Origin of the sequence: Paenibacillus sp. FSL R10-2782, assembly GCF_038592985.1 — a bacterium.
Lineage (GTDB): Bacteria > Bacillota > Bacilli > Paenibacillales > Paenibacillaceae > Paenibacillus > Paenibacillus terrae_C.
The window spans coordinates 2,250,935-2,269,364 of record NZ_CP151951.1; the positions used below are offsets into that span (position 1 = coordinate 2,250,935).

The 18,430-nt window shown below is 47.8% G+C and carries 15 protein-coding genes; 9 read left to right on the forward strand and 6 right to left on the reverse strand.

Annotation, left to right across the window (positions count from 1 at the left end):
* Nucleotides 1-6: 6 nt before the first annotated feature.
* Together argS and NST83_RS10535 are read left to right on the forward strand one after the other, a co-directional pair.
* Entirely contained in the window at nucleotides 7-1,731 is a 1,725-nt protein-coding gene (gene argS, locus NST83_RS10530; protein WP_342417530.1) for an arginine--tRNA ligase, read from the forward strand.
* A 105-nt stretch (nucleotides 1,732-1,836) separates the two neighbouring features.
* On the forward strand, nucleotides 1,837-2,805 hold the full coding sequence (locus tag NST83_RS10535) for an S-layer homology domain-containing protein (RefSeq protein ID WP_342417531.1): 969 nt from the start codon (nucleotides 1,837-1,839) through the stop codon (nucleotides 2,803-2,805).
* A 112-nt stretch (nucleotides 2,806-2,917) separates the two neighbouring features.
* Here the strand turns inward: NST83_RS10535 and NST83_RS10540 are convergent, their stop codons facing one another.
* Both NST83_RS10540 and NST83_RS10545 read right to left on the reverse strand, forming a co-directional pair.
* Complete coding sequence (locus NST83_RS10540) at nucleotides 2,918-5,110, reverse strand: ABC transporter ATP-binding protein (protein ID WP_342417532.1); 2,193 nt, start codon at nucleotides 5,108-5,110, stop codon at nucleotides 2,918-2,920.
* A complete protein-coding gene (locus NST83_RS10545) occupies nucleotides 5,110-6,867 on the reverse strand; it encodes an ABC transporter transmembrane domain-containing protein (protein WP_342417533.1) in 1,758 nt (585 codons plus the stop codon). Before NST83_RS10545 ends, NST83_RS10540 begins: the two co-directional genes overlap by 1 nt.
* 591 nt (nucleotides 6,868-7,458) lie before the next feature.
* Here NST83_RS10545 and NST83_RS10550 point away from each other — a divergent pair.
* Complete coding sequence (locus NST83_RS10550; protein WP_137062790.1) at nucleotides 7,459-7,761, forward strand: HesB/YadR/YfhF family protein; 303 nt, start codon at nucleotides 7,459-7,461, stop codon at nucleotides 7,759-7,761.
* 135 nt (nucleotides 7,762-7,896) lie between these two features.
* Here NST83_RS10550 and NST83_RS10555 read toward each other — a convergent pair whose 3' ends face one another.
* The 3 genes from NST83_RS10555 to NST83_RS10565 form a co-directional block, all read right to left on the reverse strand.
* A complete protein-coding gene (locus NST83_RS10555; protein ID WP_137062791.1) occupies nucleotides 7,897-8,409 on the reverse strand; it encodes an ADP-heptose synthase in 513 nt (170 codons plus the stop codon).
* A 201-nt stretch (nucleotides 8,410-8,610) separates the two neighbouring features.
* Nucleotides 8,611-9,054 (reverse strand): DUF441 domain-containing protein, encoded by a 444-nt coding sequence (locus tag NST83_RS10560; protein WP_342417534.1) that lies wholly within the window; start codon nucleotides 9,052-9,054, stop codon nucleotides 8,611-8,613.
* Nucleotides 9,055-9,076: 22 nt separating this feature from the next.
* Nucleotides 9,077-10,048, reverse strand: a complete 972-nt coding sequence (locus NST83_RS10565) for a YpdA family putative bacillithiol disulfide reductase (protein ID WP_342417535.1) — start codon at nucleotides 10,046-10,048, stop codon at nucleotides 9,077-9,079.
* 321 nt (nucleotides 10,049-10,369) lie between these two features.
* On the opposite strand from NST83_RS10565, the gene NST83_RS10570 reads away from it, so the two are divergent.
* The 4 genes from NST83_RS10570 to NST83_RS10585 all read left to right on the forward strand — a co-directional run bounded on the left by NST83_RS10570 (nucleotide 10,370) and on the right by NST83_RS10585 (nucleotide 13,298).
* Nucleotides 10,370-10,966 carry a metalloregulator ArsR/SmtB family transcription factor gene (locus tag NST83_RS10570; protein ID WP_137062794.1) on the forward strand — a complete coding sequence of 199 codons (597 nt, stop codon included), beginning with the start codon at nucleotides 10,370-10,372 and terminating at the stop codon, nucleotides 10,964-10,966.
* A 447-nt stretch (nucleotides 10,967-11,413) separates the two neighbouring features.
* Nucleotides 11,414-12,511: a ribosome small subunit-dependent GTPase A gene (gene rsgA, locus NST83_RS10575; RefSeq protein WP_342417536.1), complete on the forward strand. Its 1,098-nt coding sequence runs from the start codon at nucleotides 11,414-11,416 to the stop codon at nucleotides 12,509-12,511.
* Nucleotides 12,512-12,587: 76 nt separating this feature from the next.
* A complete protein-coding gene (locus NST83_RS10580) occupies nucleotides 12,588-12,926 on the forward strand; it encodes a L,D-transpeptidase (protein WP_342417537.1) in 339 nt (112 codons plus the stop codon).
* Between the two features lie 219 nt (nucleotides 12,927-13,145).
* Nucleotides 13,146-13,298 (forward strand): hypothetical protein, encoded by a 153-nt coding sequence (locus NST83_RS10585; protein ID WP_170970831.1) that lies wholly within the window; start codon nucleotides 13,146-13,148, stop codon nucleotides 13,296-13,298.
* 105 nt (nucleotides 13,299-13,403) lie between these two features.
* On the opposite strand, the gene NST83_RS10590 is transcribed toward NST83_RS10585, so the two are convergent.
* Nucleotides 13,404-13,643, reverse strand: coding sequence for a hypothetical protein (locus NST83_RS10590; RefSeq protein WP_081473730.1), 240 nt, complete (start codon nucleotides 13,641-13,643; stop codon nucleotides 13,404-13,406).
* Between the two features lie 393 nt (nucleotides 13,644-14,036).
* On the opposite strand from NST83_RS10590, the gene NST83_RS10595 reads away from it, so the two are divergent.
* Nucleotides 14,037-14,357, forward strand: coding sequence for a hypothetical protein (locus NST83_RS10595; protein ID WP_342417538.1), 321 nt, complete (start codon nucleotides 14,037-14,039; stop codon nucleotides 14,355-14,357).
* Between the two features lie 67 nt (nucleotides 14,358-14,424).
* Complete coding sequence (essC, locus tag NST83_RS10600; RefSeq protein ID WP_342417539.1) at nucleotides 14,425-18,420, forward strand: type VII secretion protein EssC; 3,996 nt, start codon at nucleotides 14,425-14,427, stop codon at nucleotides 18,418-18,420.
* The last annotated feature ends 10 nt before the right edge of the window (nucleotides 18,421-18,430 follow it).

Here is an 18,430-nt window from a genome sequence, read left to right on the forward strand (position 1 = left end):
AAACCTATGCTATTGCCAATCGCTGTTCAAGCTATTTCCGCCCATACAGGCTTGGAGGAAAAGGAGATTTCCTCTTTATTGGAGGTACCGCCACAGCCAGAATGGGGAGATGTGGCGTTTCCCTGTTTTATGATGGCTAAAAAGTTTCGGAAGGCTCCACAGCAAATTGCGCTGGAACTGGCGGAAGCCATAAGCCGTGAAGAAGGACTGACTGCTTCGGCATCAGGGGCCTATGTAAATATAACTTTGGGGCGTTCTGTTCATATTCCACTGATGCTGGCTGAATTGAAGAAACCTGAATTTTTCAAGCCAGATCTCGGACACGGACAGCGGGTAGTGATTGATATGTCTTCGCCCAATATTGCCAAACCGTTTGGTATTGGTCATCTTCGCTCTACTGTCATCGGCGCCGCATTATACCGCATTCTCGGGGAAACAGGGTATGTTCCAATGAGTGTAAATCATCTGGGGGATTGGGGAACACAATTTGGTAAGCAAATTGCGGCTTATAAAAGATGGGGAAATGAGGAGCAGCTACAGCAAGATCCGATTGGAGAGTCACTTAAGCTGTACGTGCGTTTTCATGAGGAAGCCGAGCATGACCCGTCTTTGGAGGACGAAGGTCGAGAATGGTTCCGTCGTCTGGAACATGGAGATAATGAGGCTCAGCGGCTATGGGAGTTTTTTGTTGAAGTCAGCCTGCGTGAATTTAATCGCATGTACGAACGTCTGAACATTACATTCGACCATGGGCTGGGAGAGAGCTTTTACAATGATAAAATGCAGACGGTTGTTGCCCAATTAAGGACGAAAGGTTTGCTGGAAGAAAGCGACGGTGCGCTTGTGGTGCGTCTGGAGGATGAAGAACTGCCGCCTTGTCTGATTTTGAAAAAGGATGGGACGACCATCTATCCAACCCGTGATTTGGCTACGGCGTTCTACCGTCATGAGGTGATGAAAGCTGATCGTTTGCTGTACGTAGTAGGTGGAGAGCAGCAGTTGCATTTCCGGCAGGTATTTGCGGTGCTAAAGCGTGCAGGGGAGTCATGGGCAGAGCGGTGTGAGCATGTGCCGTTTGGTCTGATGCGTTTTGCAGGTGAAAAAATGTCCACAAGACGCGGCAAGGTCGTGAAGCTGGAGGAAGTGCTGGATGAAGCGGTAGCCCGCGCATTAACTATCATCACTCAGAAGAATCCCGATTTACAGGATCAACAGGAAATAGCCGAAGACGTCGGCATCGGGGCAATCATTTTTGGCGACTTAAAAAATAACCGCCTGAACGAAGTGGATTTCTCACTGGAAGATGCATTAACCTTTGAAGGTGAGACAGGTCCTTATGTACAATACACACATGCACGTATACGCAGTCTTTTGGAAAAAGCTTATGCTGGCGCTGGTACGGTGGATGGTTCTGGTATCGACGTTCTTATGAGGGAACATCCAGTATCTGATTACACCGATGCATCAGTTGAAATGCTGGGGGATGCAGGCTGGGCACTGCTTAAGCAGTTGGTTCGTTATCAGGGACAACTGGAACGTGCGGCTAGGCAACTGGAACCTTCGGTTATCGCGAGGTTTGCGCTGGATACGGCGCAGGCGTTCAACCGATTTTATGCCAAGGAACGGATCGTCGATGGTGGGCCGTGGCGCATTCAGTTGGCTGAACAAACTGCTGATATTTTGGCACATACGCTGCATCTTCTTGGCCTGAAAGCACCTTATCAGATGTAGCCCAATATACCTTTTTACAATCAATTTTTGAGTATCTGAAACATTTGTTGATAGTATTGCGTCGATAAGTATAGAAGAAACATAGTAAATATGGAGGTGCATCTCATGAAAAAAAACAAAAGCGTGACAGCAGCTTTGCTCGTGATCTGTTCGTTGGCAGTGGCTACGTCAGCTTCTGCTTTTCGTGATATAAAAGGAAACGAGCAGGAGAAGATTGTAAGTTCGCTTCAGAACAAAGGCATTATTCAGGGCATTACCAAGGATAAGTTTGCGCCTGATCAATCACTTACGTATGCACAAGGGGTGCATATGGTCGTTAATGCGATGGATCTTCAGGTTATGCCGGATTTCACGACGGGTTCCTTCGCCAATATTTCGTCTTCGGCATGGTATGCCAAGTCCTATCGAATCGCAGCTCAACACCAAATTCCTTTGTCACCGGATATTGATCCAAGCACCCAGATGACAAGAGAACAATTCGCGAATATACTGTACAAAGCGGTTAGTGCAACCGGAGAATATCCAACAGTCCGCATGTACATTAATGTTGCGGATGGCAAGAAGCTGGACCAGGATTCAAGCGAAGCTGTTCAGTTCCTGTTGTTGACCAAAATTGCTAAATTGGATGAAAAGAGCAACTTTAATCCGGAACGTAAAGTAACCCGAATGGAGGCAGCGGAGATGGTCTATCATGCATCCGAATTTGTGCAAAATCATAATCCGGTTGAATCCACTCCAGAAAATCCGGCTGAGCCTTCAGATCCGGGCCAGCAAAATGGGATTAGTATGAGCATAGAGAAGGCAAATGATCAGCAGAACAAGATAACATTAACCCGTTTGCAGGCACCTAATCCCGGTTACGGCATTGAGGTCGATCATATCGACTACGTAGATGACACCAATGCAGTGATTTACTACAAGCTGACAAGTCCAAAGCCGGGGGAAATGAACATCCAGGTCATTACAGATACCCAGACAAGCACACTGGTGGACAGCAAGTATAAAGTGACGATTAAGGCGGTAGAAGGAACGGTTTTTCCTCCTTCAGGATCAGGCACCTCGGTAGCTCAATAATAGTCGTATCCTTACACTTGAAGCACGTGTTTAGAAAAAGTAAAACAGCAAGTCTCCATTGTGTTTATTCGGAGACTTGCTGTTTTTTTTATGCATGCTTTGTGTGCTTAATTTATGCGCTTCCTCCAGCCAAGCCGGGGCCATTTTGACCTGTGCCCGGTTTCTGCAAGGAAATGGTACCTGCTCGGGTACCGGCTTTTCCAGAAGTGGCAGCTCCTGCTGGTACAGCAGTTTGCTCTGCAAGTAAAGCTTCGTGTTCCGACGATGCACTAGAGGATGCATTTGTAGCTGTTCCCGTCGTTCCTGACTGGAGCTGATACATCTGGAAGTAGCGACCACCCTGAGCCATAAGCTCGTCATGGTTGCCTCGCTCGACAATTTCACCTCGATGCAGTACCAGAATTTGGTCCGCACTGCGGATGGTCGACAGACGGTGAGCAATGATGAAGGTAGTACGCCCCTTCTTGAGTACCTCCAGCGCAGATTGGATAAGCGCCTCGGTTTCGGTATCAATATTGGCGGTAGCTTCATCGAGAATCAGAATCGCCGGATCGAAGGCCAGCGCGCGGGCGAAGGAAATGAGCTGACGCTGCCCGGCTGATAAAGTACTCCCTTTTTCGATCACGGGCTCATCAAAGCCTTGCGGCAAGTGGGCCAGCAGTTTGTCAGCCCCGACATCACACAGTGCTTTGTTCACCTGTTCTCTGGTAATCCGGCTGTCTCCCAGACTGACGTTGGAGGCTACTGTACCTGTAAACAAATACGGATCTTGAAGAACGATACCCATATGATGGCGCAGCCACTGCTTTGGTATGTCCTTGACAGAGGTTCCGTCAATCGTGATCGTTCCTTTTTGAGGATCATAAAACCGGAACAGCAGGTTAATAATTGAGCTTTTTCCAGATCCGGTATGTCCGACGAGAGCAACCGTTTGGCCGGGATGTGCAGTAAAGGAAATATGCTTAAGGACATCATCCTTTTTGTAGGCAAAGGTCACATCGTCGAACTCCACCAGACCTTTGTAACGCGGCATCGTGCCGTCCGTTACCTGTTCTCCGGTTTCATCCATCAGTTCAAATACCCGTCCTGAGGATACGATGGAAGTATCCAGTACGGCGAGTTGATTGACCATACCAGTCATCGGTTGGAACAGTCGTCCCAGTACATCGACGAAGGCGTATAGTACGCCTAGTGACACAGCACTCCCTGTCGTGCCAAGCGCCTCTGCTCCGAAATACCACAACACGACGGCAAATGCAAGATTTCTCAGCACATTGACCAGATTGTGTGAGGTGAAGGCGTTCAAATTCAGCATTTTATTCTGATGTTTCATATAATCGTCGTTCAGTTCTTCAAACTCATGCTGCGTTTGTTTCTGGTGCCGGAACACGCGAATAATGGACATACCTTGAATAGATTCGTTGATAATCGCATTAATCTCACTGAGTCGGGACCGAATGATTGTATTAAAGCGGGTGGCGACCTTGCGGTACAGCACAATCCACAAGATCAGCAGCGGTACAATGAACAGAGAGATCAGACCCAGTCTGAAGTCCAGCAAAAAGAGTGCGACATATACCCCGGCCATCGTCACAATACCGGAAGTGAAGTTCGATAATACGGCTACGAATAAATCTTTTACTGCTTCTGTGTCATTCGTAACACGGGATACGACCTTACCTGCGGGCAGATTGTCAAAAAAGTAAACTGGCAACCGTTGAATGTGCGCGTAGAGGTCAAGCCGAAGCTTTTGAATGACCTTGTTGGCCGAGGATTGCAGCCAGTACGTTTTGCCAAATTCGGCAAAGATCGAAATGACCAAAAAGAAGCAATACCAGCCAATCAGTTGAAAGATACCGGGCATTTCCGGCTTGTAAAAGCTATACAGCTCATCGGCAGTCAAAGCCTTGGCATTATAGCGAAAGGTGTCGGAGCCGCGCGTCACGGTCAGTGTGCCGTTCGCAAAGGAGCGGTTACCGTCAGCCACCTGCACCGAGCCATCAATAAATACGAAGGATTTGCCGACTTGTAAAATCCTGGCTTCACGTCCTTTGGCCTCTCCGGCCTCAAAGCGGTCTTCACGCTTAAAATGGGTTCCGGCATAGCTTACGGTGCCGTCCACGCTAGTTGTCTCGTAAAATGGTTTTTCAATAGCGAGCATATGGTCGTCGATCATCGTTTTGGCGATGAAGGGTCCGGCCAGCTCGGCGGCTACCCCGATAGCCAGTGCGATGAGTGCCGCGATAAAGCCCGCTTTGCTCGTCAGGGCATACTGGAATAGCCTTTTGCCGATATTGGATTTCATTAGGAAACCTCCCCTGAGGTCAGAACAGATTCCACTTGCTGTCGTTCATACTGTTGACAGTACCATCCGTCCGCCTGAAGCAGCTCGTTGTGGGTTCCTTCCTCAATAATGCGTCCTTGCTCCAGCACGACGATCCGGTCTGCATGTTCTACAGCCGAGAGACGGTGAGTGGAGATCAGAGTTGTCTTACCCGAGCGTTTACGTCGGATATTGTCAATAATGCGTGCTTCTGTTCGAGCATCAACCGCGGACAGTGCATCGTCTAGCACCAGAATATCCGGATCGCCAATAAAGGCGCGTGCCAGCGAAACACGCTGCTTCTGGCCGCCGGACAGGGATATGCCTTTTTCTCCGACGAGTGTGTCCAGTCCATCAGACAGGGTGCCTAAATCCTGATCAAAGGCTGCGGTACGAATCGCTTCCATGATATCGTCATCATCTGCACGCGGTTTACCGAACTGGATGTTCTCACGCACTGATTTGGAGAACAGAATTTGCTCCTGTGGCACGTAGCCGATCCAACTGTGCAGTTGTTCAACTGCAATGTCCTCCAGCCGAGTGCCAGAGATTAAAATGTCACCGGTGCCCGTCGGGTATTCATGCAGTAGCTGTTTGAGCAGGGTGGATTTCCCGCTACCTGTTCGGCCGACGACACCCAGCGTTTCTCCACGTTTCAGCTCCAAATTCACATGTAACAGATTGTCAACAGATGAGGTTGGATAGCGGAAGGTAACATCTTTCATCGTAATGGACTCGGGGTGGTTAACCGATACAGGCTGAGCTGCATCTTGTACGTCCGGCTCGACATTAAGGGTTTCGTTCACCCGGTCCAGGGAAGCGCTGCCACGCTGCATAATGTTGATTAGCTCGCCAATGGCAAACATCGGCCAAATCATCATCCCCAGATACATGTTAAAGGATACCAGCTCACCCAGCGTGATATCGTTATGAAATACCAGATAAATACCATAGCCGAGCCCGATAACATAGCTAAGTCCTACGCACAAGCGGATCGTCGGTTCAAAGAGAGCGTCCATTCGAGCTACCGCCAGATTTTTGCGAAATACGTCATCGGTAATATCGGCGAAGCGTTTTTCATCCATTCGTTCTTGTACATAGGCGCGAATAACCCGGATACCTGCCACGGATTCCAGCACCTGGTCGTTCATATCTCCAAATGCATCCTGTGCCAGCGTGTAGCGTTCGTGAACGGCTTTGCCGTAAATACTCATTGCCAGTGCGATGAATGGCAGGGGCAGAACCGCCGCCAGCGTCAGTTTCCAGCTAATCAAGGTGCCCATGGCGACCAGTACGACGCTCAGATAAACTGTAGAGTCAGTTAACGTCAGCATGCCAAAGCCCGCGGTACTAGCCACGGAGCGAAGGTCGTTCGTAGCACGAGCCATCAGGTCGCCAGTACGATTACGTTCAAAAAATGGGGGCGTCATGCGCAGCAGATGATTCATAAAGCGTGTGCGCAACAGGCGTTCCACCAGATTTGCACCGCCAAACAGCTTGTGCATCCATATGTACGTAATGTAGTAGATGAGAGTAAGAATACCTAAAATGTAAAGAATATAACGCCAGAGCGAGGACCATGAAATTGAACCGCGTACGATCTCATCAATGGCGCTGCCTAGCAGTCGAGGTGGAACCAGCTCCACAACGCCAACGGCTATCAGCATAAACAGCCCAATCGAGTACCGGCTTCGTTCTCTTTTAAAAAACCAGCTTAAATTTTTGAGTACCGAAAACAAGACGAATCCCATCCTTTCATGTAAAGCTCATGCGAGAGTTGTGTGCCATTTTGAATAAACAATAACGGCTTGCTACCACTAGCTTCAATCCGGTAGCAGGCGCAAAAAAGGCATACCGTCCGCAGACGATATGCCTTAAATCTCAATATCATATGGCGCGCAGATGTTTTCAGCACACTCACCGCTGAAAAACTGCTTAAACGCAGGCAGCCACTCGTATTAAACCATACAATGTGAATGGTCCATTTTCGAAGGATGCGTCAGGGGAGATGCTCCGATATGAAGTTGTTGTGTTTGTAGATGTGGGTTAAAGGCGAGATGAATGTTTGGCACCGGTAGCACTCCTTTCTTCTTCGAATTGGATTCATTCTAAACATTTGAGTAATCGTTCAAATTGGTAATTAATTTCAAAATGGATCTCGTATGCTTGAATCTTAACACCGTCTTTTGCGAATTGTCAAACCTTTTTCAAAAAAATGTATATCAATCGCTGGAGATTTTCACTTGAGTAAGGGGCGGTTGGTGGTCATTCTAAATCATGCTATGATATATTTAACAGGACGTAATTGTACAAGGAGATGAGCATAACGCATGAGCATACAGGTAACTGAACCAGCGGCAAAGTGGTACATCAAGGAGCTTGGTCTGAACCGTGGAGATACCATTCGTTTTTTTGCCCGCTATAGTTCAGGAGGAGGGTTACATCCAGGCTTCTCTCTGGGAATTGCCGTGGAGCCTCCGCAGCATCCCGTGTTACAACATGAAGCGGCTGGTATTACGTTTTATATGGAGGACCAGGATTACTGGTACTTGAAGGGGCATCACCTGGAAGTGAAGTATGTGGAGGAACATGACGACATTATTTACACGTATGCCGAGGAAGAGCAGTCTTAATGCTCTAACGTTAGAAATAGCGTGTAGGTTAACAGTTTAGGGGCATGAAAAAACGGCGGAGTATCTCAAGACAGGGGATTAACCTGTGTGTGATACTCCGCCGTTTTGTTGTCCTTGGGGCGCGCGTGCTGCATGTTAAGGGTTGTTAAGCATCGGACCTTCCACCGCAAAATCAAAATCATCTATGTCGTACACATGTACAGGAACGGAAGCTTCAATAATGCGGTGAATCCAGTCCAGTTGATCAGTCAAAATGGGTAATTCTTCACGCTGGGCTGTTAGCACCAATTCGGTCTCGATTGGATCGAAATATTCTCCGTAATGCGCAGTATCGACGGCATTAATGATGATCAGTGAGGTGTTGGCGTCGAACAGGATGGGTAAGCTTTTGGCCCAGGGCATCTGAAGCGCACGCCGGATTTTTTTCTGATTCAATGGCTCCTCGAAATAGCTGATCAGCTCGCTTACCTTGCGCTTCACATGCTGATCGTCCGCAGGATTATCCATGAGCGGTTCCGTGCTATCCTGAAATTCGTATAGCTCCAGCAGCGACGTGTAAGGTACTATATATTCCACAGGGGCGGGAGTTGTAAGCAGTTGGCCATATATGGCAACCATTACAGCTTCCGTTACAAATTGTCGGGACATCGGTCAAGCCTCCTGCATTTACCAAATTATGCGATAAGAGTATAACACAAAGCGGGACTGAATTCAGCCCGTCATGCAGATTGCTCAGGTCCATTCGTCTTTTGCGTTGACTGCCTTTTTCAAACTTATGTCTGCCGCTGGTCAAATACGTTTTTTATGGACAGCATCTGCCAGCGCTAGACGAAGGGTAAGCAGGCAATTCTAGGTGCGGCCTATTAACAGCGACAGCAGCCCGGCGGCGATTAACGGCCCTACAGGAACGCCTTTGAAGAAGGCGACACCAATCACGGTTCCGATCAGCAAGCCCGTCACAATGATGGGCTGTCCGGACATCAGGGTTACTCCACGGCCGCCAAGGTAGGCTACCAGGATGCCAATGGCAATAGCGAGCAGTGACTTCCAATTCAGGAAGGACTCCATGACCTGGCTAATACTGATTTTACCGCTGGCCAGCGGCGTCATCACACCAATGGTCAGAATAATGATCCCGATCGTCAATCCATACTTTTCGAGCCAGGGAAAAGCAGTATAAAAATGGGTTGCCCGCAGTAGCAATAATACGACCATGGCAATGGTGACTGTGGAGTTGCCGCTGACAATTCCAAGAGCAGCCAGTACCAGCAGGATGAGTGAACTGTAATCCATATATGATTTCTCCTTGGTTCATTTAGCTTTGAATATGTTCAGCGATTTGGCGACCGTGCCAGCGGCCTGTTTCAATAAACACCTCATTGGCATTACTGCCGGAAGCGATGACACCCGCCACATATATACCCGGTATATTGGTCTCCATCGTGGAAGGATCATATTCCGGTTTGTCCAGATCCTCAGCCATGTGAACACCGACAGACTCCAGTAGCTTCCGTTCGGGGTGGAACCCGGTTAGTGCAAGTACAAAATCATTTTCGAGCCGGAAAGCTTCTGCCTCCGAGGGGGTGACCACTACATGATCTGGACGAATTTCAGTGATGCGCGCGCCCAGATGGAGTGTGATTTTTCCTTTTTGTACCATACTGTCAAACAGTGGACGAACCCACGGCTTAATGTATTCAGACAGCTCGGTTCTGCGATACACCATGTCAATGGTGGCTCCGACGCGTACGAGTTCCATCGCTGCATCCACCGCAGAGTTACTGCCGCCAATGATTGCGACCCGTGTACCGGTATAGGGATGAGCTTCACTGAAATAATGAGTAACTTTATCTAATTGTTCCCCGGGAATGCCCAAATAGTTCGGATGATCAAAATATCCTGTAGCCACGACGACATGGCGTGACGAATACGTTTTGGCTATTCCCTGCTTGCTCACCGTATGTACAGTAAATGTACCATCATCCTGTCGTGTGATTGTTTTTGCTTTCTCGTAATGACGGACGTTCAGGTTATAATGTGCCGCCACCTTGCGGTAATACGCCAGTGCTTCATGACGATAAGGCTTGTCATTAGGCGTACTGAACGGAACATCCCCAATTTCCAGCAGCTCAGCCGTACTGAAAAACTGCATGTTCGTCGGGTACAGAAAAATGGATTGAACAATGTTACTTTTTTCGATAATGACGGTTTGCAAGCCTCTGCGGCTGCATTCGATTGCAGCGGACAGCCCGCAAGGCCCGCCTCCAATAATGACTACGTCGTGCATCTCGATGAACCTCCCGTTGTTATTGGTCTGTAGCGCCAGTTTTGCAGTAGTATGTAGGATGTTTCAAAGCGCTAATTCATAAAAATTTGAAAAGGCAAAACAGTTGAATATATGCAATCTCTGTACAAAAGTCAAGTAATATCATCCTACCGCAATGCGTACACAATATCCAGCCGTTTTCAGAAAGAAGTCAAAGAATGCTACGATTGACAACCATTTTTAACAATCATATAATTAGATATACATCTATTTTATGTGTGGATTTTATTTTTTACGGTAAATATACGGCAATGTATGTAGTGATGAAAAGAGGCGTTAACGATGCAACTGGATAAAATAGTTAACTATCATAAAGCGCTTGCTGATCCAACGCGTATGCGTATATTGCTGCTCTTGTCACGTGGAGAGATGCATGGTCAGGCTTTGGCGGAAAAACTGAATTTATCCCAACCGACTGTCACGCATCATGCTTCCAAGCTCCGTGAGGCCGGATTAATCAAGGAACGGCGTGATAAGAATACGGTATTTTTCACACTGAATCCTGAACTGATCAGGCAGTATGCCGAGGCGACAGTGCGGTTTATTTTTGAAAAAGGAGAGGGGGAGGAAGAGCTGTCAGAGGTTAATGAAACGCTGGAAGCGACAGTTTTGCGCAATTTTTTTTCCAAGGACGGCAAGCTGCGTCAAATTCCCTCGCAGTACAAGAAAAAGCTGATCGTGCTTCAAATGCTGGCAGAAAAGCTGGAGCCGGGTCGCGTGTATCCTGAACGTGAGCTAAACGAGTGGATTAAGCAGTATCATGAAGATTTTGCGACGATTCGGCGTGAGTTGATTATGCATCATTTTATGTACAGAGAACGTGAAATGTATGAATTGAATCCTCGTGAGATGTGGACGCGTTGGGATCAAGTGCGCTAAAAGCAACTTGAAAAAAGATTTAAAAAAAGGTTTGCGGCAGACTTGACAGACGAATTGTGGACTTGTATGATTAAGAAAATTTTAGGAGGAGGCGATGTTATATGCGTACGAACATGAATGGATTGGTTCAGCAGCAGTATGATGTTGTCTCCCGCACGGATGATGCACAGTTGAAGACTATATGAAATAAGTATAGTTTTTACATGGCATTCGGTTGAGCAGTAGAACCGATGAAATCCGCAGGGAGCGATTCCCTGCGGATTTTTTTATGATTAGGGTCTTGGGATAGCCTCGGCCTGAATCATACACCCTCCGCAGGGATTTCCCTGCGGATTTTTTGCGTTATTTGCTCGCGGGAGAGAACATTTGGAAGCACAGAATAGCACGAAAATAAATAACACCAGCTTTAAACATCAGCAATAAACGATGATTCACAGGAGGAAAACAATGAGTATACATGAATACGGCTGGTCTGATTACTGGAACGGCTTTTGGGACCAATGGAAACAAAGCTTTGAAGAACGAGCAGAAAATACACAGGTACGCCCTGCCCGACTAATTGCCGATTATGGTCAAAAAGTAAAGCTTATGACTATGGAAGGAGAACGCTGGGGAGCTGCTTCCGGCAAGCTGAGACATGCTAATGTTGATCCGGCGGAAATGCCGGCTGTGGGGGATTGGGTAGCTGTCACCCTGCCGGATGGAGTCTCGGATGCAGTCATTCATGCCGTGCTGCCACGTAAAAGTCGGATTTCTCGGCAGGCTGCGGGCCTTGAGACGAAGGAGCAGCTGATTGCGGCAAATGTAGATACCCTCTTTCTCGTCAATGCACTGAATCACGATTTTAATGTGCGCAGGCTGGAGCGGTATTTAATTATGGCGTGGAACAGCGGAGTTGACCCGGTCGTTGTACTGAGCAAAAGCGATCTTTGTCCCGATGTGGAAGAGCGGGTGGCAGAAGCGGAGGGAGTCGCTCCTGGTGTACCAGTCATCGTTATTTCCGCTTTGCAGAACGAAGGGAGAGAGCAACTGGAGGCGTTTCTTCAACCCGGACGCACAGTTGCCTTGACAGGCTCATCAGGCAGTGGCAAATCAACGATTGTGAACTGGCTGTCCGGGGCCGAAGTCCAGCTTACACAGGATGTGAGGGAAGAGGACAGTCGGGGGCGCCATACGACAACCCACCGACAGTTGTTCCCCATATTGAAGCAAGCCGTTCTGCTGGATACGCCGGGAATGCGTGAACTGAATCTGTGGGATGATTCCACTGGGGTCGCTAATACCTTCACGGATATTACGGAAATGGCACAAAGATGCCGTTTTGCAGACTGCAAGCATCAGAGAGAAGCGGGATGTGCGGTAGAGGAAGCAGTGCAGCGTGGGGAGCTGTCTGAATCCAGAGTGAACAATTATCGCAAAATGCAGCGGGAGCTGGAGTATCAGGCGCGTAAAGAAGCAGATCGGCGGAAAAAGGATCAACGATCAAGCACAAATCAGGGCCGAGGCGGTAATCGAAGTGGCTGGAGACGTGATGTGGAGTGGTGAGATGAAGAAAGGTTATTTGTAAAAATCACAAGAGAATCTGCGGTGTGGTCGGCATATCCTGTAGAGGGGTGAGTATATGCCGAATTATAGTATCGTGGTGAGTTTGTCGGATCGTCGTCTGTACTTAAAAGATGGCGATCAGACTGTACTTAGTTATCCGGTCGGAATTGGTAAAATCGCTACACAGACACCGCACGGACAATTTACCATCATCAATAAACAGCCCAATCCCGGCGGCCCCTTCGGAGCGTTCTGGATGGGGCTGTCCAAGCCGCATTACGGCATCCACGGCACCAATGAGCCCTGGTCCATTGGCAACCTGGTGTCGCATGGTTGCATACGTATGCAGAACAAGGATGTGCTGGAGCTTCAGGAGAAGGTGAGTATTGGCACGCCGGTCACCATACAGCCTTAGTGACCGACAAGTTACAACATACTGCAAGTCATGTGCTGTGCAATTATGGTTTGGGCTGAATAGGGACATGGACTTCAATTTTTAAAGGTTATGCAATCCTGCTTACTTTATCCAACAGGGGGGTTACATGTTTGAACACCAAACAGAATGGTTAAAAATGGATTGTCTAATTACCCCTTGGAAAGCAGGGGCAGCATGATGTAAAGGAGCCAGTGTCATATGTCCATTGACCGTTTTATCCTGAAAAAGCTGGACAACTGCCGGGAAGAGCATACACGCGCTAATTTACTGGAACTGTTTAGAATACGAATTGAGAAGGCGCAGAAGTTGGAACGAGGCGGCAAAAAAGGTTATCGCAGAAGAATACTATAAGCAGGTTGCTAGTTACATGTATCATGTTTTAAAGCCGCTGATACGGAGAGGGTGCTTAGTCACTCTCTCTTATTTGTTATGATTTCGGAACAAAAAAAATCCCTCTTAATAGAGGGACAGTGCCAATGAATCATTTTCACTAACGCTATGCAGGATGGCTTCACAACCAACAATTTCTATACTGATCAAAGAGTTAAGACATTTTTGAAGGGCACGCTTGCCTCTGGAGATTTTGTTCTCCAAAGTGTTGCTTAGAAGTTTTAACGTTTTTTGTACAGGTTGTTTGTTTTCTTGATTGAAGTATACGGGAATACGTTTGTTTTGAAATGTAATTAATGTTCTCACAAAAATCACCTCGCTTGAGTTATTTCATGGCTTTATTGTAGAGCCCGTTTCTTAAAATTACCTTAAAAACACCTTATAAAAACATAAAGGTCTGAAAAATTTACAAAGTGTTCACAATACTCTGGTAAACAATCGAATTTGGTTTAACCCATCGACAAAATGACGTATATGCGAATTCTACAAAACTCTGAAAATATAGTTTATTGATTCATATGACTCTTTTAAGATATAAAAATACAACTAAAGTCATGATTTTATAGTGCGAGTGGGTATTTTGTAACAAATTGACAGTCTAATAGGCGAATGCTACAGTTACGATAGCCATATTTTCATAGAAAATAGGCTCTTTGTGTGAGTTTTACTGTATACATTAAGGATCGGGAGGGATGACAGATGATCCTGACCGTGCTTTCGGGACGACAGGAAACAGAGTGGTTTGACATCGAGGTGGCTAATGAATACTCGGTGGATCATTTGAAGATGATGCTGGGTGTGCGTATTTTTGGTGAGCCTCCGGCGGAAGGAATGCAATATATTATGGAAGCAAAATTCCCGGAGGGGCTTTGGTTCAGGGTGGAGGACGACCAACTGCTGATAGGTGCAGGTCTGCGGGAAGGCTGTACGGTGCGTATTCAGCGTGCTTTTTCGACAACCCGGGACGAAGCTCCTGTATATGGACGGCGTTCGCTGTTTCAAAGTGAAAAAAATGGGTAAATACACACATGAAATTATATGAAACCTTGGTAAAATGAAATAGTAAGCGAAAAGGGGGACTTTTGTCTTGAATGTATTATACCAGCGCTCCCCGCGATTAAGACCGGCGCTCCGAGAGGAGAAGCTGGAGATTTTACGGCCTCCGGCTGAGCCGAGCAAGCCGTCTTTTTCTATTATATCTATACTTATTCCGTTAATGATGACGTTGGTAACGATTGGTTTTTACGTATATATGAGCAAAACAGGCAAGATGGGCAACAGTAACTACCTGATGTTCCAGATGGTTACTGTGGTCATGATGCTTACATCCTATACCATTCCTTTTTTCGTTTATTTGAACAATAAGAAGGAATACAAGCGCAAGCTGGAGGAACGTGACCGGATGTATCGGGAACAGCTCCAGAAGCATCGGGAAGAGCTTGAATTGAAACGCGAAGAGCAAATCCGTACGCTATATGAAATTCACGGTGACCCGCAAATCTGCGCTCAAATCGTCAAAAACCGTAACAGCTCTCTCTGGGAGCGTTCGCCGGAGGATGAAGATTTTTTGCAAGTGCGTATTGGAACCGGACAAGTTCCGTTTCATATCAAGCTGCAAATCCCGCGCCCGGACGGCTATGACCGAGACCCGTTGCTGGGAGCTGCGGATGAATTGGGTGAAGAGTTTCGTCTGGTGGATGCTGCGTCTATTGCATTGCCGCTGTTCCAATCCAAGGTGGTTGGATTGGTTGGAGAGCGAGAGCATACGCTGGCAGCATTAAGAGTGATTCTGGCACAGGTGGCTGTTCGTCACTCGCCGGATGAAGTGAAAATGGCTTCCTTTTATGATAAACGGGAAGAAAATGAATGGAACTGGATGCGTTGGCTCCCGCATGTGTGGGACGATGACAGAACTGGGCGGATGATGTCAGACCGCAGCAGCAGCGCCCATCAATTGGCCGACTTTCTGTTTGCCAGATTGAATCGCCGTAAAAACAACCGCAACGAACGTAATGGAAAAGGGATGGAAATCCCGTGTTATGTGGTTGTTTTATCAGATAGCCAGCTCATTGAAGAAGAACCGTTGCTCCCGTTGCTGTTGGAGGACGGACGGGCAATTGATGCGTGTACCATCGTGCTGGCTTCCCGAAAGGAAGCTTTGCCGATGCAGTGTCAGCTTATCGTGGAGGCTTCCAAGGAGCAGGGTGTATATGCCCGCAAATCGGAGTCACCAGAGGTTGAACAGCAAAGCTTTAAACCGGATCGTCTGTCTAGAGAGGAAGCAGATGCATTGGCGCGGTATATGGCTCCTGTTCGTTTGAAGCGTTCCTCGGCTTCGGATATTCCCTCTGTGCTGCCACTGTTCGATATGATGAGCGTAGCGGGTGTGGAAGAACTGGACGTTACAGAACGGTGGCGGCGTAACCGTCATCCTGACACCTTGCCTGTACCTATGGGTGTGCGGGCAGGTGGCAAGAAGATCATGATTAATTTGCATGATAAAATCGAGCGACACGGGCATGGTCCGCACGGCTTGATCGCCGGTACGACAGGTTCAGGGAAGAGTGAGGTTATTCAATCCATCGTAGCTTCCCTTGCTGCTGAGTTTCACCCGCATGATCTTGCGTTTATGCTGATTGACTACAAGGGTGGCGGCATGTCTAATACGTTCGTCAATTTGCCGCATGTGGTGGGTACAATTACGAATTTGGACAACAACCTGATCGAACGCGCCAAAATATCACTAAAAGCAGAACTGGTTCGCCGGCAGAAAATATTAAACGATGCTGGCAATTTACAGCATATTGATGAATATTACAGATTGCTTCGGCAGCGGCACGCACAACCGCTGCCTCATCTGGTTATTATTATTGATGAATTTGCACAATTAAAGCGGGATCAACCCGAATTTATGGATGAGCTCATCAGTATTGCCGCCATTGGACGAACATTGGGTGTCCATCTGATTTTGGCGACCCAAAAGCCTGCCGGCGTGGTGGACGATAAAATCTGGAGTAACTCCAGGTTCCGTATCTGCTTGCGGGTGCAGAGCGAAGGCGACAGCCGTGATATGTTGAAAATACCGAATGCCGCGTGGATCACGAAGCCAGGGCGAGGGTATTTTCAGGTCGGCAGTGATGAGGTGTTTGAAGAGATGCAATTTGCCTGGAGTGGTGCGCCGTATGTAGGCAACAGTGATATTTCATCCTCACTGCCTGTGCACGAGGTGAGACTGAACGGCAAGCGTGAAGCGCTGCTGACTGGTGGCGAACGGGCAAGCTCAGGCTTAAAAGGGGAAGAAGCTCCCAAACAGCTTCAGATATTCATTGATTATATTGCAGAAGAAGCTGCCAAGGCAGGAATTGAACGGCTTCAGGGACCGTGGCTTCCACCGCTGCCTGAATTGCTGGATTTAACTGATTTGCCTCTATGCGTCGAAACGGGCAGTCCAACATCGCCTCAAGAGCTGAAGGCGGTCATGGGTCTGGTTGATGATTTGCCGAACCAACGACAGGAGCCGATTTATGCATCGATGGATCATGGCCATTGGGCAGTGTACGGTATGCCGGGCATGGGTAAAACGACCTTTTTGCAAACAATGCTAATGTCGATGGCTCAGCGTTTTCATGCGAACCGTTGGAATGGTTACATCATTGATATGGGGCGAACGATGCGCGACTTTGGGGAACTTCCCCAGATTGGTGCTGTTATGATGGCAGAGGAGGACGACCGGATCAAGCGGTTGTTCCATTATCTGTTCAAGCTGGTGGCTGTACGCAAGGAAATGATTTCCGAAGCGGGTGTCAAAACGATAAGCTCTTTTCGACGTTCTGCTGTCGAGGATGTGCCGCAAATTATCGTAGTCATTGATGGCTACCTTAATTTCCGCAATGCTTATGCAGATGAAAATGAGCTACTGGAATTTCTTCTGCGTGAAGGTGGCAGTCTGGGCATTACATTTATCATTACAGCGAATCGGATTACCGATATGTTTGAGAAGTTCCGCAGTAATATTCCTAATGCCGTTTCTTTTGAAATGTCTGACCCAAGTGATTATTATTATGCGGTAGGACGACCAGCCAAAACACCGGGGCCTTTAATTCCGGGCCGGGCTTTGGTTAAAGGGCATATCCCGCCGCTGGAGCTCCAGACGGCGTTACCTTCACCCGGAGAAGATGAAACGGAACGTTCAGCACAGTTGCGTCGTAATATTGCGGGCATCGTACAGGAAGGAAAGGGAACAAATGCGCCAGCCATTCTTCCGTTGCCCGAGCGAATCCCGTTGGCGGAACTGCTTCAGCAGTGGGACCGGACGAGTGCGCCTTCGGGCGCGCTTCCTTACGAGGTGCCTGTAGGGCTACAGAGCGACGATCTGGAGCCTTTCTTACTGAATCTCAAGGAAGGTCCCAATTTTATCGTGGGCAGTCCTATGGAGGGAGGGAAAACCTCTTTCCTCATGAGCTGGATCATATCGCTGGCTTATTACACATCGCCGAGTCAATTGGAAGTCTATACGGTCGATACCCGCTATGGAGGCGGGGGACTATCTCGATTACGGCATCTTCCTCATGTCAAGGCTGCTGCTGAAAGCGAGGAAGAGCTTGGACCTTTGGTACAGCAAATGTATGATATCGTTCAACAGCGGAGCAAGGACGGAAATGATTCCGAATTGCTGTTGGTCATTGATGATGCGGATATGCTAAGCAAGCAATTGAACGATTTTACGATAAAGGATCAGCTTTCTGCCATTGTGCGGTTGGGACGTGATCGCAATGTGCATGTCGTGCTTTCGGGCGTGCCATCTGATTTTCCAACCTTTGGTGTGGACTGGTTTAATGATGTTAAAGCAAGTCAAAGTGGTATGCTTTTTGGAACACTGGATTCGAATGATTTATCGTTCTTTCGTATTCCCTATTCAGAAGCAAACGCCGCCGCTGGTGGCCTAAAAGTCCTGCCCCCTGGGCAGGGATACTACGTACGACGCAAATTTACCAGGTTAAAAGCGGCAATTCCCTTCTCAGAGCAAGTGAGCTGTGAGGATTGGATAACGAAAATTCGTGACCGTTGGCATGTTGTAGTTTGAAGGGAGGTGG